The sequence below is a fragment of the Marinomonas ostreistagni genome (assembly GCF_016461785.1).
In the GTDB taxonomy this organism is placed as follows: domain Bacteria; phylum Pseudomonadota; class Gammaproteobacteria; order Pseudomonadales; family Marinomonadaceae; genus Marinomonas; species Marinomonas ostreistagni_A.
Map to the genome: position 1 here is coordinate 48,395 of NZ_JAEMUH010000018.1, position 26,889 is coordinate 75,283.

The 26,889-nt window shown below is 45.3% G+C and carries 21 protein-coding genes and 6 tRNA genes; 20 read left to right on the forward strand and 7 right to left on the reverse strand.

The features are described 5' to 3' along the window. Positions 1-48: 48 nt before the first annotated feature. Together folA and JHD44_RS16680 are read left to right on the forward strand one after the other, a co-directional pair. Positions 49-549, forward strand: a complete 501-nt coding sequence (folA, locus tag JHD44_RS16675; protein ID WP_199463899.1) for a type 3 dihydrofolate reductase — start codon at positions 49-51, stop codon at positions 547-549. Positions 550-552: 3 nt separating this feature from the next. Next, positions 553-972, forward strand: a complete 420-nt coding sequence (locus JHD44_RS16680; protein WP_199463900.1) for a secondary thiamine-phosphate synthase enzyme YjbQ — start codon at positions 553-555, stop codon at positions 970-972. 62 nt (positions 973-1,034) lie between these two features. Here the strand turns inward: JHD44_RS16680 and JHD44_RS16685 are convergent, their stop codons facing one another. The 3 genes from JHD44_RS16685 to ilvD form a co-directional block, all read right to left on the reverse strand. Further along, positions 1,035-2,258: a PAS domain-containing protein gene (locus JHD44_RS16685; protein WP_199463901.1), complete on the reverse strand. Its 1,224-nt coding sequence runs from the start codon at positions 2,256-2,258 to the stop codon at positions 1,035-1,037. Positions 2,259-2,298: 40 nt separating this feature from the next. After that, on the reverse strand, positions 2,299-3,141 hold the full coding sequence (locus tag JHD44_RS16690; protein WP_199463902.1) for a 23S rRNA (adenine(2030)-N(6))-methyltransferase RlmJ: 843 nt from the start codon (positions 3,139-3,141) through the stop codon (positions 2,299-2,301). 74 nt (positions 3,142-3,215) lie between these two features. Further along, entirely contained in the window at positions 3,216-5,060 is a 1,845-nt protein-coding gene (gene ilvD / locus JHD44_RS16695; RefSeq protein WP_199463903.1) for a dihydroxy-acid dehydratase, read from the reverse strand. 158 nt (positions 5,061-5,218) lie between these two features. Here ilvD and JHD44_RS16700 point away from each other — a divergent pair, with 158 nt between their 5' ends. Beyond that, positions 5,219-6,421 (forward strand): EAL and HDOD domain-containing protein, encoded by a 1,203-nt coding sequence (locus tag JHD44_RS16700; RefSeq protein WP_199463904.1) that lies wholly within the window; start codon positions 5,219-5,221, stop codon positions 6,419-6,421. Positions 6,422-7,530: 1,109 nt separating this feature from the next. On the opposite strand, the gene fdxA is transcribed toward JHD44_RS16700, so the two are convergent. Together fdxA and mutS are read right to left on the reverse strand one after the other, a co-directional pair. Continuing rightward, positions 7,531-7,854 (reverse strand): ferredoxin FdxA, encoded by a 324-nt coding sequence (gene fdxA / locus JHD44_RS16705; RefSeq protein ID WP_133564916.1) that lies wholly within the window; start codon positions 7,852-7,854, stop codon positions 7,531-7,533. Between the two features lie 116 nt (positions 7,855-7,970). Beyond that, on the reverse strand, positions 7,971-10,628 hold the full coding sequence (mutS, locus tag JHD44_RS16710; protein ID WP_199463905.1) for a DNA mismatch repair protein MutS: 2,658 nt from the start codon (positions 10,626-10,628) through the stop codon (positions 7,971-7,973). Positions 10,629-10,705: 77 nt separating this feature from the next. Between mutS and JHD44_RS16715 the strand changes: the two genes are divergently transcribed. The 3 genes from JHD44_RS16715 to JHD44_RS16725 all read left to right on the forward strand — a co-directional run bounded on the left by JHD44_RS16715 (position 10,706) and on the right by JHD44_RS16725 (position 14,063). Next, on the forward strand, positions 10,706-11,194 hold the full coding sequence (locus JHD44_RS16715) for a CinA family protein (RefSeq protein ID WP_199463906.1): 489 nt from the start codon (positions 10,706-10,708) through the stop codon (positions 11,192-11,194). 101 nt (positions 11,195-11,295) lie between these two features. Then, complete coding sequence (gene recA / locus JHD44_RS16720; protein WP_199463907.1) at positions 11,296-12,357, forward strand: recombinase RecA; 1,062 nt, start codon at positions 11,296-11,298, stop codon at positions 12,355-12,357. Positions 12,358-12,515: 158 nt separating this feature from the next. Continuing rightward, positions 12,516-14,063, forward strand: coding sequence for a hypothetical protein (locus JHD44_RS16725; RefSeq protein ID WP_199463908.1), 1,548 nt, complete (start codon positions 12,516-12,518; stop codon positions 14,061-14,063). Between the two features lie 37 nt (positions 14,064-14,100). Here the strand turns inward: JHD44_RS16725 and JHD44_RS16730 are convergent, their stop codons facing one another. Then, the gene (locus JHD44_RS16730; RefSeq protein ID WP_199463909.1) at positions 14,101-14,556 is read right to left on the reverse strand and encodes a regulatory protein RecX; all 456 of its coding nucleotides are present in this window, start codon (positions 14,554-14,556) and stop codon (positions 14,101-14,103) included. A 180-nt stretch (positions 14,557-14,736) separates the two neighbouring features. Here JHD44_RS16730 and JHD44_RS16735 point away from each other — a divergent pair, with 180 nt between their 5' ends. The 11 genes from JHD44_RS16735 to JHD44_RS16785 all read left to right on the forward strand — a co-directional run bounded on the left by JHD44_RS16735 (position 14,737) and on the right by JHD44_RS16785 (position 22,383). Then, a complete protein-coding gene (locus JHD44_RS16735) occupies positions 14,737-15,993 on the forward strand; it encodes a D-amino acid dehydrogenase (RefSeq protein ID WP_199463910.1) in 1,257 nt (418 codons plus the stop codon). Positions 15,994-16,002: 9 nt separating this feature from the next. Then, positions 16,003-17,094, forward strand: a complete 1,092-nt coding sequence (gene alr, locus JHD44_RS16740) for an alanine racemase (RefSeq protein WP_199463911.1) — start codon at positions 16,003-16,005, stop codon at positions 17,092-17,094. Positions 17,095-17,312: 218 nt separating this feature from the next. Continuing rightward, positions 17,313-19,931, forward strand: a complete 2,619-nt coding sequence (alaS, locus tag JHD44_RS16745) for an alanine--tRNA ligase (RefSeq protein WP_199463912.1) — start codon at positions 17,313-17,315, stop codon at positions 19,929-19,931. A gap of 48 nt (positions 19,932-19,979) precedes the next feature. Next, a complete protein-coding gene (locus tag JHD44_RS16750) occupies positions 19,980-21,221 on the forward strand; it encodes an aspartate kinase (RefSeq protein ID WP_199463913.1) in 1,242 nt (413 codons plus the stop codon). A gap of 136 nt (positions 21,222-21,357) precedes the next feature. Next, complete coding sequence (gene csrA, locus JHD44_RS16755; RefSeq protein ID WP_199463914.1) at positions 21,358-21,546, forward strand: carbon storage regulator CsrA; 189 nt, start codon at positions 21,358-21,360, stop codon at positions 21,544-21,546. 62 nt (positions 21,547-21,608) lie between these two features. Then, positions 21,609-21,698, forward strand: a tRNA-Ser gene (locus JHD44_RS16760). 15 nt (positions 21,699-21,713) lie between these two features. Then, a tRNA-Arg gene (locus JHD44_RS16765) sits at positions 21,714-21,790 on the forward strand. A 64-nt stretch (positions 21,791-21,854) separates the two neighbouring features. Further along, positions 21,855-21,931, forward strand: a tRNA-Arg gene (locus tag JHD44_RS16770). A gap of 24 nt (positions 21,932-21,955) precedes the next feature. Beyond that, a tRNA-Arg gene (locus JHD44_RS16775) sits at positions 21,956-22,032 on the forward strand. A gap of 174 nt (positions 22,033-22,206) precedes the next feature. Beyond that, a tRNA-Ser gene (locus tag JHD44_RS16780) sits at positions 22,207-22,296 on the forward strand. 10 nt (positions 22,297-22,306) lie between these two features. Further along, a tRNA-Arg gene (locus JHD44_RS16785) sits at positions 22,307-22,383 on the forward strand. Positions 22,384-22,455: 72 nt separating this feature from the next. Here the strand turns inward: JHD44_RS16785 and JHD44_RS16790 are convergent. Beyond that, complete coding sequence (locus JHD44_RS16790) at positions 22,456-23,433, reverse strand: tRNA-dihydrouridine synthase family protein (protein ID WP_325097113.1); 978 nt, start codon at positions 23,431-23,433, stop codon at positions 22,456-22,458. A 151-nt stretch (positions 23,434-23,584) separates the two neighbouring features. On the opposite strand from JHD44_RS16790, the gene JHD44_RS16795 reads away from it, so the two are divergent. Genes JHD44_RS16795 through JHD44_RS16805 form a run of 3 tightly spaced genes read left to right on the forward strand, consistent with a single transcriptional unit; the run spans position 23,585 to position 26,844 of the window. Continuing rightward, the gene (locus JHD44_RS16795) at positions 23,585-23,833 is read left to right on the forward strand and encodes an OadG family protein (protein WP_199463915.1); all 249 of its coding nucleotides are present in this window, start codon (positions 23,585-23,587) and stop codon (positions 23,831-23,833) included. A gap of 30 nt (positions 23,834-23,863) precedes the next feature. Further along, complete coding sequence (gene oadA / locus JHD44_RS16800; protein WP_199463916.1) at positions 23,864-25,657, forward strand: sodium-extruding oxaloacetate decarboxylase subunit alpha; 1,794 nt, start codon at positions 23,864-23,866, stop codon at positions 25,655-25,657. A 14-nt stretch (positions 25,658-25,671) separates the two neighbouring features. After that, on the forward strand, positions 25,672-26,844 hold the full coding sequence (locus JHD44_RS16805) for a sodium ion-translocating decarboxylase subunit beta (RefSeq protein ID WP_199463917.1): 1,173 nt from the start codon (positions 25,672-25,674) through the stop codon (positions 26,842-26,844). The last annotated feature ends 45 nt before the right edge of the window (positions 26,845-26,889 follow it).

The following is a 26,889-nucleotide window of genomic DNA, read 5'->3' on the forward strand; positions in this document are numbered from 1 at the left end:
AATATTGGCGCAGAGTATATCAAATTGCCTTCAGAGTTCGGAGAGAAAATGCTATCCCTAATCGTTGCCATGTCGACTAACCGTGTAATCGGTATTAACAATTCCCTACCTTGGCATCTGCCGAATGATCTTAAATACTTCAAGCAAGCGACCATGGGCAAGCCTATTGTGATGGGGCGCAACACCTTTGAATCAATTGGCAAGCCGCTTCCAGGTCGCCGTAATATTGTCATTAGCCGTAATCCAGATTACCAGCCAGAAGGTGTGGATGTTGTCGGTTCTTTGGAGGCAGCTATTCAATTGGGTGAAGACATTTGTCTTGTGGATGGTCAAGAAGAAGTGATGATTATCGGTGGCGCGCAAATCTATTCACTGGCCCTTGAACGCGCAGACCGCCTTTACATCACCCACGTGGATGCAGAGATTGAAGGCGATGCATTCTTCCCAGAAGTAAACTGGGAAAACTATGAAAAGATTGGCGAAGAAGCATTTGCAGCGCAAGGGCCTAATCCTTACGACTACCGCTTTAGTATTTACCAAAAAGGCTAAGCTATGTGGTTGCAAAAAGAGATCAAGCTGTCACCGCGTAAGCGTGGCTTTCATCTGGTCACGGACGAGATCTTACGTCAGCTACCGGAGCTTCGAAAGCTCGATATAGGCTTGCTGAATGTCTTTATCAAGCATTCTTCTGCGTCATTGACCATCAATGAAAACGCCGATCCTACGGTACGTGTTGACTTTGAAAGCTACTTTAATCATGCGGTGCCGGAGAACGAACCTTACTACCAGCATGTTTACGAAGGTAGCGACGACATGCCCGCGCACCTTAAGAGCAGCATTCTTGGTTCAAGTTTGAATATTCCCGTGACGAATGGGGATTTAAACTTAGGAATTTGGCAGGGGATTTACCTTTGTGAGCATCGTAATCATGGTGGCGCACGCAGCATTGTATTGACACTGCAGGGTGAATGATCTGTTGCAAAAAACTAAAAAAGGAGCCGCGGCTCCTTTTTTAGTTTTGCTTGAGATATGGGTTATTCTGCTATGGAAATAGCGACGCCTGATGTTCTGCCTTTTTCCACCGCTGAGTTAGCGCTTTGTGCCAGTTCTTCGATGGTTTCGCCGTCTTCAGGGAAAGTGGCTAAGCCGACACAAAGATTAAGGTGGCTAGCATCAGAGAACTCTAATACTTTTAGCTCTTCTTGGCTTGGTTTTAAGAAGCTATTAATCAACTTCTGAGCATCTTTCAAGCTGGTATTTGGTAATAATAACAACAGCTTATCTTGAGCAACACGGGCCAAAATATCCGCCTCACGAATCTTCTTATAGATAAAGCGAGCAGACGTGTGGATCGCTGTGTTGCGCTGTTCTAAAGGCATGTCTGCAAGTAAGCCACGTGCATCCAGGTCAATTTTGGCCATGGTGAGTGGGGTGTATTGGCGACGAGCAAGACCAAGCTGTTTTGTAAAATGGGTCAACGCTGCACCGCGATTCAAAAGCCCAGTTAGTTCATCAAAAGTCGCTTGAGAACGCAAATGCTCCTCTAATGCTTTTTGGGAGCTTATATCCTCAATGAAGCCGATGATTTTAGCGACATTGCCACTGGAATCTTGGCTGTAGGTGCGTCCTCTCTCTCGTACCCAAATGTACTCATCGTTACCGCGTCGAATACGATATTCAGCTTCGTAATACCGTTGTTTGTGCTTGATGTGTTCTTGAATCGTACGCATCATTTTGGGTAGATCGTCTTTATGAACACGGCCGTGCCACCCTTCAGCACTGTGTGGCGTCTCTTCTAATGAGCAGCCCAGTAACGAGGCGATTGATTGTGAGCAGGAGATAGTATCACCCTCGATTTCCCACATCCAAATACCGGCTGAGGATTCAGTCAGTGCAAACTTAAGCAAAGTGTTTTCTGCGACACTAAAGTCCAAGTGCTCAGTATGGGAAATGTAACCCAGTATATGCTGGTCATCGAGCTCAATAATCGAAATCTCGGCACTTAATGTACGGTCACCCACTTCAAGGCGTGCACTGATACGCTCCACTTCGCCCCGTTGTACCTTAGTAACAATCTCAGAGAGCTGAGATGATGCATCGTTTACAAGGCTGGACCAAGTATGTTGCCTCGCGGCCCCAACATTCAAGTAAAGATGCTCTAGGCTAGCATTGGCTGCTACGATATCACCGCTGCTGACTTCAGCAACAAACGCTGGTGTCGGCATATGGTGAAAAGCAGTAGGAAAAGGGATTGACATTTTGGGCTCCTTATCAAGTCAGTATGCTCGCCTATGAGCGTTACTCTGGTGTAATCCAGCGTAGTTGAAAGTGTGCGTCTTGGTCTTCGGCCAACACGTCACTTAAATACGGTAGAAACGTTTCCGCTTCCTTTTCCAGTGTCCAAGGTGGATTAACAATGATCATGCCACTGCCTGCCATTCCGCGCTTGGTTTCTGTACCGCGAATATTTAATTCTAGTAACAATGTATTTCTAATTTTGGTTGCTTCGACGGCATTCAGCAACTGATCCGCTTGGCGTCTATTTAACACAGGATACCATATTGCGTAAGTGCCTTGTGAAAAACGCTTATGGCCTTCCTCTAATGCTTTTACTACCTTCTGGTAATCTGTTTTGACTTCATATGGTGGGTCCATCAATACAAAACCACGCTTCTGTGGCGGTGGCAGCATGGATTTAACCGCTTGGAAACCATCCTCTTTTACCACATTTGCGACTCTTTTTTTGGGGAAAAGTGAAGCAAGTAGTGGGTAGTCGTTTGGGTGCAGTTCACATAAGTGCAGTTTGTCTTTCTGGCGCAGATAGTGATTCACCACCATAGGGCTACCAGGATAAACGTTAAGTTTAGCTTCTGGGTTCAAGTCTTTGACAAGGTCGACAAATTGCTCAAGAGGCTCAGGCAAATCGTTGCGTTCCATCAAACGACTGATACCCGTGTCATATTCTTGGTTCAATTGGGCTTGATCTGATGCTAGCTCGTATAAACCAATGCCCGCATGGGTATCAAGGTAGAAAAACGGTGCGTCTTTCTTGGTTAAGTGTTGGCAAACTTGGCTCACAACCAAGTGCTTCAATATATCGGCATGGTTGCCGGCATGGTAAATGTGTCGATAACTTAGCATTGTATTGTGTCCAATATCATTAAAAAAGCCGTTCCTCAGGTTAAGGAACGGCTTTGGGGTTGTGTCAGTATGAATTAATCAAGCTGATCGAGATCGCGTACCGCACCTTTATCTGCGCTTGTTGCGAAGTGTGCATATATTTTCAGAGCTGGCGATACTTTACGAGGACGAAGTTCAGCAGGTTTCCATGCGTCTGCGCCTTTCGCTTCCATCGCTGCACGACGAGCGGCTAGTTCTTCGTCAGATAGCAATACGTTGATGGAACGGTTAGGAATGTCGATCAAGATACGATCGCCATTTTCCACTAGTCCGATAGCACCACCCGCAGCGGCTTCCGGAGAAACGTGACCAATGGATAGACCCGATGTACCACCAGAGAAACGACCGTCTGTTAGTAGGGCACAGGCTTTGCCTAAACCTTTAGACTTGATGTAAGACGTTGGGTATAGCATTTCTTGCATACCAGGGCCGCCTTTAGGGCCTTCGTAACGAACGATAACGATGTCACCAGCTTCCACTTTGTCTGCCAAAATGTTGCTTACCGCTTCGTCTTGAGATTCTGTTACGTGGGCACGACCTTCGAATACAAGGATCGACTCGTCTACACCAGCACTCTTAACCACACAGCCATCTAGAGCGATGTTACCGTAAAGAACCGCTAGACCGCCTTCTAGAGAGAAAGCGTTTTCTAGGGAACGGATACAGCCGTTAGCACGGTCACCGTCAAGTGTTGGCCAGCGGCAATCCTGACTAAATGCTACCTGTGTTGGGATACCGCCAGGGCCTGCTTTGTAGAATTCCACCACTTCAGGTGTTGGTGATTCCATGATGTCCCACTTTTTTAGGCCATCCAGCATGGTATCAGAATGAACTGTATGTACTTGGTTGTGCAGTGCGCCAGCGCGATTCAATTCACCTAGTAGACCAAAGATGCCACCAGCGCGGTGTACGTCTTCAATATGATATTTTTGCGTGTTCGGTGCCACTTTACATAGCTGCGGCACTTTGCGAGAAAGACGGTCGATGTCTTTCATTGTGAAGTCTACACCCGCTTCACGAGCCATCGCTAGCAAGTGTAGGATAGTGTTAGTAGAGCCACCCATAGCGATATCTAGAGTCATCGCGTTTTCGAACGCCTCGAATGTCGCGATAGAACGTGGTAGCCACTTCTCTTCGTCTTTTTCGTAGTAGTTCTTAGTGATTTCAACAATGCGGCGACCTGCTTCAAGGAACAGACGTTCACGGTCAGCGTGTGTTGCAACGACAGTACCGTTACCTGGAAGACTTAGACCAAGAGCTTCGGTTAGACAGTTCATAGAGTTCGCGGTGAACATACCAGAACATGAACCACATGTTGGACAAGCTGAGCGCTCAATTTCGGCAACGACTTCATCAGAAACACTGTCATCTGCTGCGATAACCATGGCATCAACTAGGTCAAGCTTGTGTTCAGAAAGCTTAGTTTTACCCGCTTCCATTGGGCCACCAGAGACGAAAATTACTGGAATGTTTAGGCGCAGAGCTGCCATCAACATCCCCGGTGTGATTTTGTCACAGTTAGAGATACACACTAGGGCATCCGCGCAGTGCGCATTGACCATGTACTCTACTGAATCAGCAATAAGGTCGCGTGAAGGTAGGCTGTAAAGCATGCCGTCATGACCCATAGCAATGCCATCATCCACAGCAATTGTGTTAAATTCTTTTGCAACACCACCCGCGGCTTCGATCTCACGGCAGACAAGCTGTCCAAGGTCTTTTAGGTGAACGTGCCCTGGTACAAACTGCGTGAATGAGTTGGCAACTGCGATAATTGGTTTATGAAAGTCCTCGTCCTTCATGCCTGTTGCACGCCATAGGGCGCGAGCACCGGCCATATTACGGCCGCCAGTGGAAGTTTTGGAGCGGTATGTTGGCATTTGTATCCCCACAATTTATTTTGCTTTCTTTATCTGCTCATGTTAACAATTTTATTGCCCTCGCCCAAAGCGAAATTTGGCAATATACTGCGTAAATAAAAGCTAGATTGATGCACTTTTATTAAAGTGCAGCTAATGATGAAAGGTATCTAGAATATATGATGTATCACAATGTCGCGCTAGCTCGACAACCAATCGTTGACAATTCTTTATCTACGTTTGGTTATGAGCTGTTGTATCGCCGTGACGTACGAGCCAATAGTGCTGATGTTTACGATCAAGTTGGGGCGACGGCTCAAGTGATTACGGCATGTTTGCTAGACCTTGGATTGCACAACATCGTGGGTACTGGCAAAGCCTTTGTGAATTTCCCTCGTGGATACCTAGTCAACCCAAGTGGCGTACCCTTGCCGAAAGATCATACTGTGATTGAAGTATTAGAGAATGCTGGCTTTGATGCTGTGCTATTAGCTTCGCTTCGACGCTGGCAAAATGCTGGTTTCAAAATCGCTTTGGATGACTTTGTTTTTGAGCCAAAGCTTGCACCTTTTGTGGAGGTTGCGGAATACGTTAAACTCGACATTTTAGCGTTAGGAAAAGATGCATTCCACCAGCAAGTAGAAGCATTACGTCCTTATGATGTAAAAATCATTGCTGAGAAAATTGAGACTTGGGAAGACTACCACTTTGCAAAGCTGCTTGAAGTAGATTATTACCAAGGCTATTTTTTTGAAAAGCCGCAAGCATTGTCTAAAAAGGCTTCCAGCGTTAATCAGATGACGTTGCTTCAGCTGATGGCCTCATTGATGAAAGCCAGTGACATGTCGATTGCTGAACTGGAAAATATTGTAAGCCAAGACATTGGCTTGGTTCATAAGTTACTTAAATATTTAAATTCTCCTCTTATGGGGTTGGTTGCATCGGTTGATTCATTACGCTTAGCCATTATGTTGATTGGCACGGAGCAACTTAAATCCATCACGAATTTACTACTGATGTCAGAAATGACGGCAGATCGAGAAGTGCTTCAGGGGCAGGTTTTACTTCGTGCGAAACATGCTGAGTTATTCGCTCAATCGCAACAGTATGCGAATGAAGACCGTTACTTCTTAGCCGGCATGCTGTCTATGATTGATGTATGTGTTGGTGTTGATCTAGAAGATATCTTATCAGAGTTACCTCTCCCACTTGAGTTCACAGGGGCCATATTAGAGCGGTCGGGACGTGTCGGTTATACACTGGACCTGATCGAGGCCTATGAAAAGAATCGTCCTATTAAGTCTGAAGAGGATATGAAGATTCTGGCTCAGACATACGCTGAAGCAGTTAAGTGGGTAGAAAGTTTTCGAGCAACGTTTTAACAATTGTTGATGGTTCGTTCTAACTTTCGATTAAACCTCGTATCAAGATTTAATCCTGACCAAATGGATTGTAGGGAATTCCTGACATTGCTGTAAGACTTTTCAGTAATACTAAGCGATTTATGGAAAATTCATGGACGAAAACATCTAATTTGTTGATTGTTAAAAACAAATTTTTAGTTTTATTAATTTGTATAAAGTTGCAAGAAATTTGAATTAGGGTACATTTAATTCATCTAGAGGGAGCTCAGGGATTGAGATCGCACATAGAGGTGCAGCAAAGCACGGAGCTTTGTAAGATAACTGGAGTAGAGTGATTGGATCACTTGAAGACGGATTTTGACAGGACAAACAGACTCTACGGAATAGAGTTACAGGCCAAGGTGGCAAGTTATGGACTGACTGCGATGGACTCGCATACTCATGGATTGAGCGCTTTAAAGGACTAAAGCAAAAACGGGGCAGCTTAGGCTGCCCTTTTCTTTTTCTGCTTCAATAGATAACCACATTATCGAATCAAGGTTGACCATGATCATGGTCTCTTTTTCTGTTCGGAAATTTTAAAATTGATCAATCCATCCCTTATTTTTTTAATGATTAGCTCCTAGCAAATAAAGTTGTAAGGCAAATCTGACATGAGCGTAAGGAATTTCGGTAATATGCAAGGAATAACGGAAAATTGATCGGTAAAAAATCCTAAATTATTGAATTTATTATAAATAGTATGTTTTTTGCTGTTTCTCTAGTGAGTTGAAAGTTTCTCTGGATGAGGTAAATTAAAGACATCCAAAGGGAGCTCATGGATTGAGAAGCACAGAGAAGTGCAGCAAAGCAAGAAGCTTTGAGGGATAGCTGGATTGAAGTACGGATCACTTCGAAGACGGATTTTACAGGATAAGCAGCTTGAGGGACTCAAGCGTAGGCCAAAGATGGCAAGTTACGGATTAACGGCGACGGATTCGCATCTTCAAGGACCGAGCGCTTTAACGGAATAGAGCAAAAAAACAGGCAGCCTAGGCTGCCTTTTTCTTTGCCTGCGATTTATCAAGTCATCTTTCCCCAAGCATAAAAAAAGCAGCCGAAGCTGCTTCTTTTAAAGCGTCTCAAACTTAGCGCTCTAGGTGCTCAAGCTTGTCTTCAACGCCGTCCCATTCCGCTGCATCTGGCAGTGCGTCTTTTTGCTCTGTAATGTTTGGCCAAATCAGAGATAGTTCTTGGTTTAGCTCAACGAACACTTCTTGACCGTCTGGTAGTTCGTCTTCAGAGAAGATTGCGCCAGCAGGACATTCAGGTTCACACAGTGCACAGTCGATACACTCATCAGGGTTAATCGCTAGAAAGTTTGGACCTTCGTAAAAACAATCAACTGGGCAAACTTCAACACAATCAGTGTATTTACAACGGATACAGTTGTCAGTAACGATGAAAGCCATTCGACTTCTCTCCTAGAATCAGTTCAAAATTTTGCCAGTATTTTAGTGGCATAGACTGTATAGCGGCAAGGAACAATTGGCCGTACCGCTAAATTTTCTGATCTTAGCTTATGCAGCTACAGACCACTTTTCAATTTGTGCAATAGATTAAGTGCTTCAAGCGGTGTTGTATTGTCTATATCAACTGCGGCGATGGCCTCTTTTAGTTGGCTGGCTTCGTCGACTGCAAACATATCTGCTTGCATCGGTGAAGAGCTCATCGGAGCAATCGCTTTTGGTGCTGACTCTTTAACCTGCGGCGCAGTGAATTCCTGTGGAACGGCTTCGGGTGGAACTGCATTTACTGGCTTTTCAGTACGTTCGCCTTCCAATTCTCCAAGTTTTTGCCGAGCCTCTAAGATAACACTTTTAGGCACCCCTGCTAGTTGAGCCACCTGTAAGCCATAAGACTGACTAGCAGGACCGTCATGTACTTGGTGCATAAAGACGATATCGTCTTCGTATTCCGTCGCAGTTAAATGAACATTGGCGGCACTAGGAAGACGCTCGGCTAGGGTGGTCAGTTCAAAGTAGTGGGTGGCAAACAATACATAGCTGCCTAGCTCGTTAGCAAGGTACTCAACCGCCGACCAAGCGAGTGATAAACCATCAAAGGTGCTGGTACCTCGTCCCACCTCGTCCATTAGCACCAAGCTGTCTTTAGTTGCGTTATTTAGAATGTTAGCAGTTTCTGTCATCTCCACCATAAAGGTCGAACGTCCACCTGCTAGGTCATCCGATGATCCCATACGGGTAAAGATACGATCGACCACTGAAAGAGAAGCGGCTTCTGCGGGCACAAAGCTACCAGTGTGAGCCAATAGGGCAATGATCGCAATTTGGCGCATGTATGTGGATTTACCGCCCATGTTTGGACCTGTGATCATCAGCAAACTACGACCTTCATGAAGATCTAGGTCATTGGGGATGAACGGATCTGAAATAACGGATTCAACGACTGGGTGACGACCTGCTTGGATCGACATACCGCCACGATTGTGTACTTCTGGGCAGCAAAAGCTTAAACGATTAGCACGCTCGGCAAAACAGCCTAAAACGTCTAGTTGCGCGACTGCTTGGCTAGCGGTTTGTAGTGGGCCGAGCACATCGTTTAATTTATCTAATAGTCGTTCATACAATTGTTTTTCACGTGCTAGCGCTTTGGACTTGGCGCTTAGGGCTTTATCTTCAAACTCTTTCAGTTCTGGTGTAATAAAGCGTTCTGCATTTTTCAGGGTTTGGCGGCGAACGTATTCTGTTGGCGCCATGTCCGAATGCAAGCGACTGATTTCAATGTAGTAGCCGTGAACTCGGTTGTAACCCACTTTTAAAGAGGCGATGCCAGTGCGCTCTTTTTCGCGTCGCTCCACTTCTGCCAAATAATCTGTAGCGTTGGTGGAAAGAGAAATCAACTCATCTAACTCTTCATCGTATCCTTGCGCCATCATGCCACCATCACGAATCACGGCAGGTGGGTTTTCGACTAAAGCGCGCGCTAGTTCGTCTGTCAGCACTGGTTGTTCAACCAGACGATCATGTAAATGTGCTAAACGGCTGTTATCAGGAATTTTGCTTAAAATACGGCGTAGCTCAGGCATGGTTTCTAGTGCCATGCGCAGACGCACTAAGTCTCTTGGGCGTGCTGAGCGCAGTGCCACACGAGACAGGATACGCTCCATATCACCCACGGCTTTGATGGTGCTTTGCAGCGTTTCAAAGGTGAAATTATTTAAAAGAGCGTGTACAGCTTGTTGGCGTCCCTGAATTTCTTCTAGGTTGCGGATCGGCGTGTGTAACCAGCGTTTTAAAAGGCGTGATCCCATTGGTGTGGCGCAGCTGTCAATCACACTCATTAATGTATTGCTGGTACTGCCGTTGAGGTTTTGGTCAATCTCTAGATTGCGACGAGTGGCACCATCAATCAATACGGAATCATCGCGTTGCTCAACGCTAATTGCCTGGATATGAGGCAGCGATGAGCGTTGGGTATCTTTAGCGTATTGTAGTAGTGCACCTGCCGAGGCGATAGCCGCTGTTAAGGCTTCACAACCAAAACCAGATAAATCTTTGGTATTAAACTGTTGAATTAGCTGGCGGTAACTGGATTCAAAATCAAAGTGCCAAGGGCCTAATTCGCTAACGCCGCGCTCAAGTGTAATCAGATCGCGTGCTGGGAAGTCTTCCGAAAGCAGAATTTCTTTGGGTGATAGACGTTGTAACTCGCTGGCTAGTGCTTCATGACCATCAACTTCAAAGACACAGAAGCGGCCGCTGGCCATATCTAGGTAAGAGAAGCCAAAAACATCTAAACCTTTGCGTTGAACGTGAGCAACGGATAACAATAAGTTTTCCCGCTTTTCTTCAAGGAATGCTTCATCACTGATGGTGCCAGGGGTCACGATGCGTGCTACTTGGCGTTCTACTGGCCCCTTACTAGTCGCTGGATCGCCAACTTGCTCTGCGATAACTACTGATTCTCCCATTCGCACTAAGCGGGCGATGTAGTTTTCAGCCGCATGGAATGGGATACCTGCCATTGGGATCGGTTTGCCGCCGGAGTGACCACGGGCCGTCAAGGTAATATCTAGCAGCTCAGAGGCGCGTTTAGCGTCGTCATAGAACAACTCGTAGAAGTCTCCCATACGGTAAAACAGCATTTGATTAGGGTGCTGTGATTTTAGGCCAAAGTATTGGCGCATCATTGGCGTATGATTGTCTTTATCGGATTGGCTCATGTGTGACGACTCACGTTGTATGGATGAAACAGGGCCGATATTCTAAGGCATAATCTATTGATATTTAAGGGAACGACATGGTTGATGACAAAATCCTTAATGACTTAGTGGCTGACGTCGCCGAGTGCTTAATGGAAAAGGGGAAAATGCTAGTAACAGCGGAGTCTTGTACAGGCGGCTTAATCGGTGCTTATTGCACGGAAATAGCGGGAAGCTCCGCTTGGTTTTATGGCGGAATCATCAGTTATGCCAATGCAGCCAAAATGGCTGGTTTGGGCGTAACGGCGACTACCTTAGAGCAAGAAGGTGCAGTGAGTGAAGCGACGATTCGAGAAATGTGTGCAGGTGCATTGAAATTTGGCGGTGATGTCGCGATTGCGGTCAGTGGTGTTGCTGGGCCGAGTGGAGGCACAGCCGAAAAGCCGGTTGGGTGTGTTTGGATTGGTTGGCAGCTGACAGGACAGGATGCCAAGGTAGAGCGTTGTCAGTTCTCGGGGACGCGTCATGAGATTCGTCAGGCAACCGTAGCTCATGCTCTAACGCAATTGTTAGTGCTGATGAAATAAAAAATCTGTGTTTTTATACAGTATTTTTCTTGAGCACAATTTTAAAAAGCGTTACATTAGGCGCAGTTTAAATCTACGGATACACCATTTAGGATTGAAATATGGCTAGCACGGCAGACAACAAGAAAAAAGCGTTAGACGCAGCGCTTTCACAAATCGAGCGTCAATTTGGTAAAGGCGCCATCATGAAAATGGGTGAGGGTGCAAAATTAGACATTGAAACGGTTTCGACTGGTTCGCTTGGTCTAGATATCGCTTTGGGTGCCGGTGGTCTGCCATACGGTCGTATCTGTGAGATCTATGGTCCAGAATCTTCAGGTAAAACGACTCTGACTCTAAGTGTTATCGCGGAAGCGCAGAAGCAAGGTAAAACTTGTGCCTTCATCGATGCTGAGCACGCGTTAGACCCATCTTATGCAGAAAAACTAGGCGTGAACATCGGTGAGCTACTGGTTTCTCAGCCAGATACCGGTGAACAAGCTTTAGAAATCTGTGACATGCTAGTGCGCTCAAACAGTGTTGATGTTGTGATCGTTGACTCTGTAGCTGCTCTAGTACCTAAGTCGGAAATCGAAGGCGAAATGGGTGATTCTTCTGTCGGTGTTCAAGCGCGTTTACTGTCTCAAGCGATGCGTAAACTGACTGGCTCAATTAAGCATGCGAACTGTTTGGTTGTCTTCATTAACCAGATTCGTATGAAGATCGGTGTGATGTTCGGTTCACCTGAAACCACAACGGGTGGTAACGCTCTGAAATTCTACAGCTCGGTACGTTTAGATATCCGCCGTATCGGTTCTGTGAAGCAGGGCGATGAAGTGATTGGTAACGAAACCCGTGTAAAAGTGGTGAAGAACAAAATTGCGCCGCCATTCAAACAGGCCGAATTCCAAATTATGTACGGTGCGGGTATTTACCGCATGGGCGAAATTATCGACTTGGGTGTTAAGCAAGGCTTCATTGATAAGTCCGGCGCTTGGTACGCTTATGGCGGTAACAAGATTGGCCAAGGTAAAGCCAATGCTGCGCAATACTTAGCAGATAATCCTGCCATTGCTCAGGAGGTCGAAGGCATGATTCGTGACGCACTACTGACTAAGACGAAGAAAGCGGATGAAGCAGCTTCCGCAGAAACTGACGATGCGAATGAAGAACTAGACTTCTAATATCACTAGCTAGTCGGGTTTACGATTTAGATTAAAAAAAACAGTCCAAGAGGGCTGTTTTTTTGTTTGCAGTGTTAAAAAAAGTAAGGCCTATGGAGTCTGTTACGGGAAGGAACTATTCTTACGTAATTCGTATCGTTGATACCTAGGTGTACAGGATGACAGTTTTTCTAACATTGGTAATAGCAACAGGTGTATCGGCAGTCATGTTACTGGCGAGCATATGGTGGTATTGGAGAACTAAGCGTAATTTGTCTTCTGTAGCGGAGGATGAAGAAGATGTTGACGTGCCTGACTCGGACAAAGAAAGTCTTGTGGAAGCGGTTGCTTCGGAAACTGTGAAGGGGCCATCGCAAAAAGAAAAATGGCTAGAATTACTCTCCCAACAAAGTGCTTTATGCCAAGAGTTGATTGAAGGGCAAAAAGGTAGTGGTGGCGATGTTCTCACGTTGCAGTGCTGGCAAACCTTTCTAGAGATTGAGCGGGGCTTGGTTGAACAAGACAGTGCGAACGTTGCGGATTACCTCAATCAGTTTGAGTTTGTTTTAGAGCGCTTAAAACAAGCTCAGGAAATTGATGCCTTATTAAAACGCTTGTCTGTCAGTAACCAAATGCTTAAGCAGCTCAATAAAATTGTCCAGAAGACTGGTGACGCTGCATTTGAGCAAATGAATAAAACTGCTCAGCTAAACTTGCAGCTTGATCAGTTACAGGACTCATTGCAGCGAGAAGTTGCACTGGACCAGGAACTAGCAGAAATACGTGCTGAATTAGCGAGCCTTTATGAATTGGGTGAGCAGTTAAAGCTATCTTCTAACAGCTCCGCTAAGTCTGATGAAGAGTACATGGGGATGTTATCTGAGTTTTTGGGTAGTGCGTCCTCAGATAGTTTTCTGAAGCCCATAAAATCGGAGTTGGATGAGAAGGTTGATGAGTTGCAGCATTTATCGGACTACCGTAGTCAAGTAATAGAAGAGCTAAAAGGGCAGCTTAAATCTTTACGTGATACCTCTGATGGTCAGCACGACCACCTAGCTTTTTACGATATTGCATTTGCTCGGCTAGAGAAAAGCTTATTAGAAAGTAACAAAGTCATTAAAGCACTTGAGCATAAATTAGAAAGTTTACAGACCATTAAATACAACTTGAATGTGGACATGCGCAAGCGTGAGGAAGAGCTGAGGGCGAAAGACGCAAAACTTAAAGCGTCTGGGCAAGAAGCTAAGCTTCGTGCTCAGTCTGCCATAGCACGTGAACAAAGCTCAGTTGACGCGATTGCGAACTTTATGGATACAGCCCCCCTGACAGCCGAGTACGCTAATTTTGAGGAAGTGCAAGGTGAGAAATTGGCGACTCTGCAGCAGCTTGTGAATGAGTCAGAACTTTATGTGAATGTTTTAGAGCGTGATTTAGATAAAGAGCGGCTAGAGCATGAGCAGCTTCTAGCTCGTCTCGAAAGCGACCATTCTCAATCGCTTACTCTTTCTCCTCATGAAGAAGATGAGTTGAATAATCTTCGAGAGGTGAATTCAGAGTTAGAAAGCGAAAAGATAAGTTTGTTAGAGCAACTTTCAAACACGACAGAGGATACTGAGGCGGTTGAAGAGTTACAGCGAAAGATTAAAGAGTTGGATATGAAGATCGAAACGGTTCAGGTGAATTATGTCAATATGGAAGAGCGTTATCTAAATTCGTTAATGTCTTAATCCTCTTTATAAATATGGTTGTAGGTAGCAGGAGCTATCATTCCTGTTCGGCGCTATCCTCTTCGATCGCGTAGCGAACTTCATCATAGCCAAAGCCGCGGTAGAGAAGGTAGCGCATTTGCTTTGATTTCTTTTGATAATCTTGCTCCACAGCATCCCCAAATTTCCTTTGTTTTAGATTTAATGCCAATTCAAACCAGTCCACATCTAGCGAGTTGAGCGCTTGTTTGGTCTGATCATCACTGATGCCTTTTCGCCTGAGTTCATTCAGGATGCGTTGCTTTCCTAATGGTTTGGCTGCTTTGCTCCGGCAAAAAGCCTCGGCAAAACGTTGATCGCTTAAATAATTGATCGATGTTAAGTCTTCAATAATTAGCGCGATACCTTCTTCTTCAAAGCCTTTGCGTAATAGTTTTTGACGCATTTCATGAGTCGAGTGCTCTCTGGAGCCTAATAACCATAGAGCGTAATTTCTGATATCGCTATGTGACATATTTTGATCGCTGTAAAAATGAAAATAATTATACCTAAAATGATTGAATCAAAAAATTATAGATTGTTTTTTAAAAATAATTCTTTGTAGTTTTATATTCTTTGTTTGTATTTAAATATAGTGAGAAATTCTTAAATTCTTCTGTAAGAATAGTGGATAGTTCTTTTTGAGAGGTCTGCTATGAAAGTTTGTATACTAGGTGCTGGGGTTGTTGGTTTAACGTCTGCTTACTACTTGGCTAAAAAAGGTGTTCAGGTCACGGTTTTAGATCGCCAACCTGATGTTGCATTGGAAACCAGTTTTGCGAACGCCGGACAAGTTTCACCTGGTTATTCAGCACCATGGGCCGCACCGGGTATCCCTCTAAAAGCGGTGAAGTGGCTCTTTCAAAAGTATGCCCCTCTTAAAATTAGCCCAGAGCTTGAAGCTAAAAAAATGGTGTGGATGTCTAAGATGTTAGGCAATTGCACAACGTCGGCCTACAACACCAATAAATCTAGAATGATGGCGCTGGCTGAGTACAGTCGTGATTGTTTTATCGATTTACGTAAAGAGATTGGTGTTTCCTATGATGATGGCCAAGGTGGAACACTTCAGCTGTTTCGCTCGGATGAACAAGTGGAAGGGGCTGAAAAAGATATCAAAGTATTGAAGTCTCTTGGGGTAGCACACGAAGTGTTAGACCCGAAAGCCATCTTGGCTGTTGAGCCTGGTTTAGCACCCGTTATCCATAAATTTAAAGGTGGTCTGCGACTTACTGGTGATGAAACGGGCGATTGCTTGATGTTCTGTCAGACGCTTAAGAATGAATGTGAGTCATTAGGGGTTGAATTCAAGTTTAACACTTATATTGAGCGTATTCTTGTTGAGCAAGGTCAAGTGCGATCAGTGGTGACGCAAGAAGGCGATGTATCTTGTGAGCAGCTTCTAGTGTGTTTGGGAAGTTATTCAAAAGAAATGCTTAAAGCAATTGGCTTAGATGTGCCAATCTACCCTGTCAAAGGCTACTCTTTGACTGTACCAATTACTGATAAAGCCTATGCGCCGACCTCTACTATCATGGACGAAACATACAAAGTTGCCGTGACGCGTTTAGGTGATCGTATTCGTGCAGCGGGTACAGCTGAGTTAACAGGGTACAACCTAGATTTACCAAAATCTCGTACGGACACCATTACTCATGTTGTGGGCGATGTATTCCCTCAAGGTGCTAACCTGAGCGAAGCGGAGTACTGGACAGGTTTACGACCTATGACACCAGATGGCACGCCTATTATTGGTGAGACGCCAATCAAGGGGCTTTATCTCAATACTGGTCATGGAACATTGGGCTGGACTATGAGTTGCGGTTCCGCTGCAATTATTGCTGATATTATGGCAGGCAGCCAGACGGCGATTGATTCGTCGGAACTTGCCGTGAAACGTTACGTAAAATAAGGGGCACCGATGTCTAGGCCACTTACAGCGACCGTCGATTTAGAGGCGATCCTGTCAAATTACCGCTATGCAAAAAAACTACATCCAAAGTGTCACGCGTTTGCGGTTGTCAAAAGCGACGCATATGGCCATGGTGCCGTGCGTGTTGCGCAATATTTAGCAGACGAGGCGGATGCATTCGCGGTTGCGACTATTGAAGAAGCATTGGAGCTTCGAGCGGCACAGATTAAAAAGCCAATCATGCTATTAGAAGGCGTATTTGAGCCTTCTGAATGGGAGATTTGTGCTGAGCAAGGTTTTTGGGCTGCTATTGAAAATACAATGCAGTTAGAAAGCTTATTAGCGCTAGGTAAGTCGATCGAAAAGGTGTTTGTAAAACTGGATTCCGGTATGCACCGGCTGGGTGTAACGCAAGAAATAGCTCCGGAATTCGTTGAATCATTAAGAGACTCAGGTTTGGTTGGTGAAGTGTTGCTGATGACGCACTTTGCCTGTGCGGATGACTTGTCTGATATGACGACGATGGAACAGTTGGCGTATTTTGAGCAAACGCGTCAGCTTATTGGTGATATTCAGGCCAGTGTGGCTAACTCCGCTGCGATTATGAAATGGAATATACCTGAAGGTGGTTGGATTCGCCCAGGAATCATGTTGTACGGTATTTCGCCATTTGCTGAGGTGAGTGGTGTAGAGCTTGGACTAAAGCCTGCTATGACATTGAGTTCAAAGGTTATCTCTGTAAGACACATAAAAGCCGGCGATCAAGTGGGCTATGGTTTGTCTTATCAGGCACCAGAGGATCATCAATTAGTAACGATTGCAGCAGGTTATGGAGATGGCTATCCCCGATCCGCAGATCATGGAACCCCTTTGCTTATTAACGGTAACGCTGCTGAACTAGCTGGTCGGGTTTCCATGGATATGATTACTGCGAAACTCGCAGGTAGCGACTGTACGAATCTTGCTATCGGCGATGAGGTTGTTCTTTGGGGTAACGGTGTACCAGTTGAGCATGTCGCCCACTGCTCGAAAACCATCGGTTATGAGTTGGTGACGCGTATGACATCTCGTCCTATACGCATTTATCGGACTAAAGATTAGCGTTAATTGTTGTTCATTAATTTGGATTGATAGCGTGAAAACTCTATCAATCCGTCTTTTTTGATCAAAAAATGGCAAAAATCATTTTTTAAGTTTTGATCAACTACTCTATTTCCGTGTACTATTTTCTACCTTTCTAAAGTACATGATGGCCCCCTGTTAGGAGCCTGTCGTACTGTTTAATTTGCCAGATATTTAGAAATAGAGTCTCATCCAATATGAAGAGTTCTGAGTTACGCCAGTCATTTTTGTCTTTCTTTGAAAGCAAACAGCACCAAATTGTCGAGTCCAGCTCGCTGATTCCTGGAAACGATCCGACCTTGTTGTTCACAAACGCGGGGATGGTGCAATTTAAAGATGTTTTTCTTGGGGCTGATCAACGCCCTTACACACGAGCGACCACATCACAACGTTGTGTGCGAGCAGGTGGTAAACACAATGATCTGGAAAACGTAGGTTACACGGCCCGCCACCATACATTCTTTGAAATGTTGGGTAACTTTAGTTTCGGTGACTACTTCAAAGAAGACGCTATCTCTTACGCTTGGGAGTTTCTAACAGGTGTTTTAGGTCTTCCGAAAGAAAAGCTTTTGGTAACGGTATATGCCGAAGACGATGAAGCTTACAACATCTGGAAAGATAAAATCGGGGTTCCTACCGAGAAAATCATTCGCATTGGCGATAACAAAGGTGCACGTTACGCATCAGATAACTTCTGGGCGATGGGCGATACTGGTCCTTGTGGCCCATGTACAGAAGTGTTCTACGATCACGGCGAGCATATTTGGGGTGGGCCTCCAGGTTCTCCAGAAGAAGATGGCGACCGTTTTATCGAGATCTGGAACGTTGTATTCATGCAGTACAACCGTTCAGCAGATGGCACAATGGCAAATCTGCCTAAGCCTTCTGTTGATACTGGTATGGGTCTTGAGCGTATCGCGGCCATCCTTCAAGGCGTGCACTCAAACTACGAAATTGACTTGTTCCAAAACCTAATCAAAGCGTCTGCAGAGGCAGTAGGGACTGGAGATCTTTCTTCTCAATCTCTACGTGTTATTGCTGACCACATTCGTTCATGTTCATTCATGATCGTTGATGGCGTTGTACCTTCAAACGAAGGTCGTGGTTATGTCCTGCGTCGTATTATTCGTCGTGCAGTGCGCCACGGTAACAAGCTAGGTCAGAAGCAGCCGTTCTTCCACAAGCTGGTTGCAGCGTTGGATGCTGAGATGGGTGAAGCTTATCCTGAGCTACGTAAACTTGCTGATCGTGTAGCATCGATCCTTTTGAAAGAAGAAGAGCAGTTTGCGAAAACGCTAGATCAAGGTATGCGTATCCTTGAAGAAACCATCTCTAACCTAGGAGATAGTAAAATTATCCCAGGTGAGACTATCTTCAAACTTTACGACACGTACGGTTTCCCTGCTGACTTAACAAATGACGTTGCACGTGAAGCGGGTCTTGAAATTGACGAAGAAGGTTTTGAAGCGGCAATGGAAGCTCAGCGTGCACGTGCGCGTTCGGCGAGTAACTTCAGTATGGATATGTCTGGTTCTGTTAGTGTTGACGGTCAAACAGAATTTACAGGCTACTCTGACTTAGAAGGCAAAAGCGCTGTTGAGCAAATTCTTGTAGAAGGTGAGTCTGTTGATTCCCTAGAGCAAGGTCAAAAAGGCTTAGTGATCTTGGCTGAAACTCCGTTTTACGGTGAGTCTGGTGGTCAGGTGGGTGACCAAGGTTGGTTACGAGGCCCTGCTGCAGTGAAAGTAACGAACACTACTAAACAGGGTAAAGTACATCTGCATCATGTGGAAGTGCGTGAAGGTGCCTTAAAAGTCGGCGATGTGGTTACCACAGAGGTTGATAAATCCCTACGTAATGCAACGGCATTGAACCACTCGGCGACTCACCTTTTACATGAAGCGCTTCGCCGTGTGCTGGGTGATCATGTTGTGCAAAAAGGCTCTTTGGTTAACCCTGAGCGTTTACGTTTTGACTTCTCTCATTTTGAAGGCTTAACAGCGGCAGAGCTTGAGCAAGTAGAAGACATGGTCAATGAGCAGATTCGTTTGAACCATGAAACCATCACTGAAATCATGGACATTGAGGCAGCCAAAGAAAAGGGTGCCCAAGCACTGTTTGGCGAAAAATACGAAAGCCAAGTTCGTGTTTTAACGATGGGGGCAGATTATTCAATTGAACTGTGTGGTGGTACACACGTTAAGCGCACTGGTGATATTGGTCTGTTTAAGATTGTTCAGGAAAGCGGTATTGCGGCGGGTGTTCGTCGTATTGAGGCGTTGACAGGTAAAGCTGCAATTGATGCGACGCGTCAAACAGAATCGTCTTTGTCTCAGATTGCAGGCTTATTTAAAGCAAGCAAAGAAGCGGCACTAGATAAAGTGGTTGCTCTTAACGATCAAGCACGTGCATTGCAAAAAGAAATTGATCAACTTAAGTCTAAGTTGGCTGCGCAAGCGGGCGCGGACCTAGCGTCTCAAGCTGTCGCAATCAATGGTGGCAAGTTATTGGTTGCTCAGGTTGAGATTGAAGATCCAAAAGGCCTTCGTGATTTGCTAGATGAATTGAAGAGCAAGCTTGAGTCGGCTGTCATTTTGTTGGCTGCGGTAAACGATGGCAAAGTGAGTTTGATTGCAGGTGTGACGAAAGAGTTAACAGCAAAAGTCAAAGCTGGAGACTTAATCAAAATGGCAGCGCCATATGTGGATGGTCGCGGCGGTGGTCGTCCTGATATGGCACAAGCTGGCGGAAGCAAACCAGAAGGGGTTGCGGAAGTGCTGGCAGTCGTTCCAGACTGGGTTAACGAACGACTATAAATGATTTATGCGCCCCATCGGGGCGCTTTTTAGTTTGGGATATAGAATATGGCATTGTTGGTTCAAAAATATGGCGGTACTTCCGTAGGCTCGGTTGAGCGTATTGAGGCGGTAGCAGACCGTGTCTTGAAGCATAAACAGCAGGGTGACGATATTGTTGTCGTTGTGTCGGCCATGAGTGGTGAAACCAATCGCTTGATTGAATTGGCTAAAAGCATTCAGGGAACCCCTGATGCACGTGAGATGGATGTACTGTTGTCTACAGGCGAGCAGGTAACGATTGCGTTATTGAGCATGGCCCTGATGAAGCGCGGTTTACAAGCCAAATCGTATACGGGCAGCCAAGTCCGCATCACGACTGACAGTGCTCACGGTAAAGCACGTATCCAAGATATTGATACCGAGTCTATGCGAGCAGATTTAGACGCTGGCAGAGTATTGGTCGTAGCAGGCTTCCAGGGGGCGGACGAACACGGCAATATCACCACGCTCGGTCGTGGGGGCTCAGATACGACGGGGGTGGCGTTGGCCGCAGCGCTAAAAGCTGATGAATGCCAAATTTATACCGATGTAGATGGTGTTTATACGACCGATCCTCGAGTTGTTGATAGTGCGCGTCGCCTTGAAAAAATAACATTTGAAGAAATGCTTGAGATGGCAAGTCTCGGCTCAAAGGTGTTGCAAATTCGTTCGGTTGAGTTTGCAGGTAAGTATCAAGTTCCATTACGCGTGCTTTCGAGTTTTGTTGAAGGTGAGGGCACGCTAATAACCACTGACGGAGAGATTTCTATGGAACAACCAGCTGTTTCTGGTATTGCATTTAACCGTGATGAAGCAAAATTAACATTAAAAGGCGTTCCAGACGTGCCAGGTGTTGCTTCAAAGATTTTAGGTCCGGTGAGTGAAGCGAATGTTGAAGTTGATATGATCGTGCAAAACGTTTCGATGGATGGAACAACGGATTTTACGTTTACTGTTCATCGCAATGACTACGATAAAGCGCTTCAGGTTCTTGAGGTGGTTGCAAAGGACTTAAATGCCAAAGAGGTGCTGTCAAACGCTAACATTGCAAAAGTGTCTATCGTAGGGGTTGGCATGCGTTCTCATGCTGGGGTAGCGACCAACATGTTCAAAGCTTTGGCGGCAGAATCAATAAATATTCAACTTATCTCCACATCTGAAATCAAAGTCTCTGTCATAATTGATGAGAAATATATGGAATTGGCTGTTCGTGCATTACATTCAGCATTCAAACTTAACGATCCCACTGCAGGAGTTAGCGAAGCGTAACACTTTGATACAAGTTCGCTGCGATGGGATATGGATTCGAAGTATGAGAGCGGCTACAATTGATCTTGTAAGGAAATTCCTACAAAAGTAGTCAGGAGTTTCTGACATCTCACAAGGATATTAATGGAGAAGTGTTATGCTTATTTTAACTCGTCGTGTTGGTGAAACTTTAATGGTTGGTGATGAAGTATCAGTGACCGTTTTAGGTGTAAAAGGTAACCAAGTCCGTATTGGTATCAATGCCCCTAAAGATGTTTCAGTGCATCGTGAAGAAATTTATCTTCGTATTCAGAAAGAACAAGACGGTCAAAGTTCAGAAGATTAATTTTTTTTGAAAAAAGCCTTTACATAACAAATGGGGTCTCTATAATACGCCGCACTTGTTACGGAGAGTTGGCCGAGTGGCCGAAGGCGCTCCCCTGCTAAGGGAGTATGGGGTGAAACTCATCGAGGGTTCGAATCCCTCACTCTCCGCCATTTTAAATGTGCTGTGCATCCGTAGCTCAGCTGGATAGAGTACTCGGCTACGAACCGAGCGGTCAGAGGTTCGAATCCTCTCGGATGCGCCATTTAAAATAGTAAAAAATCAACTGAAACTATCCTTTTAGTTGATAGCAAGAAATTTAGATTTACGCATCCGTAGCTCAGCTGGATAGAGTACTCGGCTACGAACCGAGCGGTCAGAGGTTCGAATCCTCTCGGATGCGCCATCTAAAATTTAAAAAAGTAGTTACGCATCCGTAGCTCAGCTGGATAGAGTACTCGGCTACGAACCGAGCGGTCGGAGGTTCGAATCCTCCCGGATGCGCCATTACTTACCCTTCTCAGTAAGATCTCAACATATCGTTATTCAAGCTAAACATGTTCTTATCGATTTCGATATTTCGAATTCCTACTGATTGATTTTATTCATATTTTATAAAATCGCATGAATTTATGGGTTGCGTTTCATGTTGTGAATATTCATAATACGCAACAAATCGACGGAGAGCTGGCCGAGTGGCCGAAGGCGCTCCCCTGCTAAGGGAGTATGGGGTGAAACTCATCGAGGGTTCGAATCCCTCGCTCTCCGCCATTTTAAATACGCATCCGTAGCTCAGCTGGATAGAGTACTCGGCTACGAACCGAGCGGTCGGAGGTTCGAATCCTCCCGGATGCGCCATTTAACCCCTTGTTTCTCTTCTCTTTCATTAAGCCAGATGTCCTAAAAAACTAAGCTTCCCTGCTAGTTATATTACTCTTCTAGTTTTTTCATTAGCATTTTAAGATCATTTGTGTGTTGAGTCGCGCGTATAGCTTTTAGGTTCTCAGCTATGACTGGCCAATCGCGGCGTAGATGAGCGCTCCATTGCTTGATTCGGCCTAATGTAGCAAAGTCGTCATAGTGCTCTAATAAATCGTCTATATAGCTATTGATTAATAAAAAGAGCTCTTCGAGGCTTCCAGCTTTGCCTCCTTTTAATTCTCTGAATATAAATGGATTGCTAAGGCTTCCTCTACCGATCATAAAATGTGTGCAGCCTGTTATCGCGATGCAGCGTTGAAGAGAGTCGCGGTTCTGAATGTCACCGTTGGCGATGATCGTCATCTTGGAGCGCTTTACCGCCTCGCCTATTTTTTCCCACCTTGCTGCTGGCCCGTAGCCATCCTTCTTAGTTCGGCCATGTATTGTTAATGTGTCAGCGCCTGCTTTTTCAATCGCCTCTAAGTTTTCAAAAAACAGATCCTCATCAAGATAGCCAAGTCTCATTTTTGCAGAGAGAGGGATGTTGCTTGCTAACGACTCACGAACAGCTTTGACTACCTGATACAGTGTCTCGGGATCTTGTAGCATGAAAGAGCCGCCACCGTGGCCATTCACTCGTTTTGCGGGGCAGCCAAAATTTAAGTCCAAATGCGTTACTCCAGCTAAGCTTGCTTCTGCTGCAGTTTTTGCCATGGTTTCAATGTTTGAGCCCAGTAGCTGCAAGTGGACAGGGTGTTTATACGGAGTTTGGCAATGGTTATTTAGCTCTGGCACGAGGCGTTTTAATGATTGGGCAGGTACGCGTCGCTGGGTGACGCGTACAAATTCTGATACGAGGTAATCCATTCCGCCCACTCTTGATAGAAGTGCCCTCATAGTATGATCCATGACACCTTCCATTGGTGCGACGGCCAGTATGATATTGTGTTCAGTGGGGAGGGAGCTGGCGCAATTAAGCAAGTTCACGTTAGTAACTTCCAAAGCAAAAAAATATGAAATCAGTATTCTTTGTGATACAAAAAGAATAAACACTGGGGAATTTTTGTGCAAAACGGTAATTGCCGAGTGACACAAAGTGACTGTGCTCTGAATTATTCAGATTTTAATGGAAAGTGCTATGAATAACTTAATTAACGATGGTTTTGGCTTAATGCTGCTAGGCATGGGATTCGTTTTCGTTTTTCTTTGCTTACTTATTATTGCGACGGGCTTAATGTCCAAGTTTATAAATCAATATTTTCCTGAAGCGACTCCAGTAGCAAAGAAACCAAGTGTTGCTCCTACAGCTTCAAGTTCTGCATCCGCTACAGATCCTAAAATTACAGCAGCGATTACAGCCGCTATCCATCAACATCGTAACCGTTAATACCAATCATAGACGATTAGAGGCCACAATATGTCGAACAATAAACAACCTCTTGGCATCACGGATGTCGTTTTAAGAGATGCACATCAATCTTTATTTGCAACGCGTATGCGAATCGATGACATGCTTCCCATCGCGGAGAAGCTTGATCAAATTGGTTTCTGGTCTTTAGAGTCTTGGGGTGGTGCAACTTTCGATTCATGTATTCGTTTTATTGGTGAAGATCCATGGGATCGCATTCGTGAGCTGAAAAAGGCCATGCCAAATACGCCACAGCAAATGCTTCTTCGTGGTCAGAACTTGTTGGGCTACCGTCATTATGCTGATGATGTGGTATCCAAATTTGTCGAGCGTGCAGCGAAAAATGGCGTAGATGTGTTTCGTATTTTTGATGCCATGAATGATCCTCGTAATTTAGAGACGGCAATCAAAGCAGTGAAAGCGGAAGGTAAGCACGCACAAGGCACTATTTCATACACTAAAAGTCACGTTCACACCCTACAAAATTGGATCGATTACGCTAAAACCCTAGAAGATATGGGGGCGGATTCGATCGCTATCAAAGATATGTCTGGCATTCTAACCCCTTACGATGCATATGAATTGGTAGGCAAGCTTAAAGAGCAGACCCAACTAGAGGTGCAACTGCATGCCCATGCGACCTCTGGCTTGTCAGATATGACCATTCTTAAATCTATTGAAGCCGGTATTGATCGCGTTGATACGGCGATTTCTTCTATGTCGATGACATACGGTCACTCTTCAACGGAGTCTATTGTTGCAGCGCTACAAGGAACAGATCGTGATACTGGCCTAGATTTAGCAAAGCTAGAAGAAGTTGCGGCGTATTTCCGTACGGTTCGTAAGAAGTACGCTAAATTCGAAGGCTCTCTTCGTGGTACTGACTCTCGTATTTTGATTGCTCAGGTGCCAGGCGGAATGTTGACTAACATGGAAAACCAGCTGCGTGAGCAGGGGGCATCAGATAAGTTTGATGCAGTCCTAGAAGAGATTCCTCGCGTTCGTGAAGATCTAGGTATGATCCCGCTAGTGACACCGACTTCTCAGATCGTTGGCACACAGGCAGTACTGAACGTTTTGACAGGAGAACGTTACAAGTCTATCTCGAAAGAAACCGCTGGTGTTCTCAAAGGGGAATACGGTGAGGCACCTGCAGAGTTTAATAAAGAGCTTCAAGCGCGAGTATTGGATGGTGCTGAAGCTATTACATGTCGTCCTGCGGATCTGCTTGAGCCAGAAATGGATAAACTATCTGCAGAGCTTAAACAACTAGCTCAAGAAAAAGGTGTGAAACTTGCGTCAGATGAAATTGATGACGTATTGACGTATGCACTGTTCCCACAGATTGGTTTGAAATTCCTGCAAAACCGTGGTGATGCGTCGGCATTTGAACCGGCTCCAACATTAGAAGATGCTGCACCGATGGCAGCACCAAAAACGGCTCCATCAGAAGGTCCAGCTGTTTATACTGTGAACGTTTCTGGACAAAGCTTTGTTGTTCAAGTGTCAGAAGGTGGTGATGTAAGCAATATTCAGCCAGCTTCTGCTCCTCAAGCGTCGGCTCCAGCAGCTTCGCCAGCACCAACGAGTGGTGGAGAAGACGTGCCAGCACCGCTAGCGGGGAATATTTTTAAGGTGCTTGTTTCTCCAGGTCAGCAAGTTGCAGAAGGTGAAACTGTGATGATCATGGAAGCAATGAAAATGGAAACAGAAATTTCTGCACCGAAAGCCGGTACAGTGGCAACTGTTTACGTGAAAGAGGGCGATGCCGTGCAAGTTGGCCAAGCTCTTTTAGCTCTGTAAAAGGTCGATAACGAATGGAACAGAAATTATTAAACCTTTATCACGATACTGGTATATACCAGCTTGAACTCGGCCAAGCCATCATGATGGTGGTAGGGCTATTGCTGGTTTATCTTGCTATCAAAAAGGGCTTTGAACCATTATTGCTTTTACCGATTGGTATTGGTGCTGTGTTGGTGAATATTCCAGGTGCGGGCTTTATGTCTGCACCAGTTTATGATGCAACGGGGCACATGGTGTCGCCGGGTGGTCTGCAGTACTACATTTACCATGGCGGTATCGAAACAGGTCTATTCCCTCTACTTATCTTTATGGGTGTAGGGGCAATGACTGATTTCGGCCCGATGCTTGCGAACCCTAAAACATTGCTTTTAGGTGCCGCTGCGCAGTTTGGTATTTTTGCGACGGTTATCGGTGCGGTATTGCTAGGTGCTTCAGGCATTATGGACTTTACATTAGCTGATGCCGCAGCAATAGGTATTATAGGTGGTGCAGATGGCCCAACCGCTATCTTTGTAGCTAGCCGATTGGCGCCAGAGTTGCTAGGGGCGATTGCCGTTGCGGCGTATTCTTATATGGCGCTAGTTCCATTGATTCAGCCACCAATTATGCGTGCATTAACATCAGTGGAAGAGCGTTCTATTAAAATGGAGCAGCTACGACACGTAACGAAAGGGGAGAAAATTGTTTTCCCAATCGTGGTGACGATCTTGGTAGCGATGTTCCTGCCATCAGCAGCACCATTATTAGGTATGTTCTGTTTTGGTAACTTGATGCGTGAATGTGGTGTTGTAGACCGCTTAAGTGATACGGCGCAAAATGCATTGATCAACATCGTAACTATCTTCCTTGGTTTAGGTGTGGGGTCAAAACTAAGTGCTGAAGCTTTCTTGAACATTGAAACACTCGGCATCTTGTCCTTAGGTTTGATTGCCTTCTCTATTGGTACTGCTGCGGGTGTATTGATGGCGAAGCTGATGAACAAGTTCTCATCAACTGCCATCAACCCCCTCATTGGAGCAGCGGGTGTATCCGCAGTACCAATGGCGGCGCGTGTTGCGAATAAAGTCGGTCTTGAAGCCAACAAGCAAAACTTCTTGTTAATGCATGCGATGGGGCCAAACGTTGCAGGTGTTATTGGTTCTGCAGTAGCCGCTGGTGTCATGCTAAGCTACGTTGGTGGCTAATAAAACGACATGTTAGTTCGTATTTAAAAGCCCGCTACTTATATA

What these genes read in the sequence shown, in the direction of transcription:
- folA (WP_199463899.1), top strand. Translation starts at nt 49, where the DNA reads ATGCTATCCCTAATCGTTGCCATGTCGACTAACCGTGTAATCGGTATT.
- JHD44_RS16680 (WP_199463900.1), top strand. Translation starts at nt 553, where the DNA reads ATGTGGTTGCAAAAAGAGATCAAGCTGTCACCGCGTAAGCGTGGCTTT.
- JHD44_RS16685 (WP_199463901.1), bottom strand. Translation starts at nt 2,258, where the DNA reads ATGTCAATCCCTTTTCCTACTGCTTTTCACCATATGCCGACACCAGCG.
- JHD44_RS16690 (WP_199463902.1), bottom strand. Translation starts at nt 3,141, where the DNA reads ATGCTAAGTTATCGACACATTTACCATGCCGGCAACCATGCCGATATA.
- ilvD (WP_199463903.1), bottom strand. Translation starts at nt 5,060, where the DNA reads ATGCCAACATACCGCTCCAAAACTTCCACTGGCGGCCGTAATATGGCC.
- JHD44_RS16700 (WP_199463904.1), top strand. Translation starts at nt 5,219, where the DNA reads ATGATGTATCACAATGTCGCGCTAGCTCGACAACCAATCGTTGACAAT.
- fdxA (WP_133564916.1), bottom strand. Translation starts at nt 7,854, where the DNA reads ATGGCTTTCATCGTTACTGACAACTGTATCCGTTGTAAATACACTGAT.
- mutS (WP_199463905.1), bottom strand. Translation starts at nt 10,628, where the DNA reads ATGAGCCAATCCGATAAAGACAATCATACGCCAATGATGCGCCAATAC.
- JHD44_RS16715 (WP_199463906.1), top strand. Translation starts at nt 10,706, where the DNA reads ATGGTTGATGACAAAATCCTTAATGACTTAGTGGCTGACGTCGCCGAG.
- recA (WP_199463907.1), top strand. Translation starts at nt 11,296, where the DNA reads ATGGCTAGCACGGCAGACAACAAGAAAAAAGCGTTAGACGCAGCGCTT.
- JHD44_RS16725 (WP_199463908.1), top strand. Translation starts at nt 12,516, where the DNA reads ATGACAGTTTTTCTAACATTGGTAATAGCAACAGGTGTATCGGCAGTC.
- JHD44_RS16730 (WP_199463909.1), bottom strand. Translation starts at nt 14,556, where the DNA reads ATGTCACATAGCGATATCAGAAATTACGCTCTATGGTTATTAGGCTCC.
- JHD44_RS16735 (WP_199463910.1), top strand. Translation starts at nt 14,737, where the DNA reads ATGAAAGTTTGTATACTAGGTGCTGGGGTTGTTGGTTTAACGTCTGCT.
- alr (WP_199463911.1), top strand. Translation starts at nt 16,003, where the DNA reads ATGTCTAGGCCACTTACAGCGACCGTCGATTTAGAGGCGATCCTGTCA.
- alaS (WP_199463912.1), top strand. Translation starts at nt 17,313, where the DNA reads ATGAAGAGTTCTGAGTTACGCCAGTCATTTTTGTCTTTCTTTGAAAGC.
- JHD44_RS16750 (WP_199463913.1), top strand. Translation starts at nt 19,980, where the DNA reads ATGGCATTGTTGGTTCAAAAATATGGCGGTACTTCCGTAGGCTCGGTT.
- csrA (WP_199463914.1), top strand. Translation starts at nt 21,358, where the DNA reads ATGCTTATTTTAACTCGTCGTGTTGGTGAAACTTTAATGGTTGGTGAT.
- JHD44_RS16795 (WP_199463915.1), top strand. Translation starts at nt 23,585, where the DNA reads ATGAATAACTTAATTAACGATGGTTTTGGCTTAATGCTGCTAGGCATG.
- oadA (WP_199463916.1), top strand. Translation starts at nt 23,864, where the DNA reads ATGTCGAACAATAAACAACCTCTTGGCATCACGGATGTCGTTTTAAGA.
- JHD44_RS16805 (WP_199463917.1), top strand. Translation starts at nt 25,672, where the DNA reads ATGGAACAGAAATTATTAAACCTTTATCACGATACTGGTATATACCAG.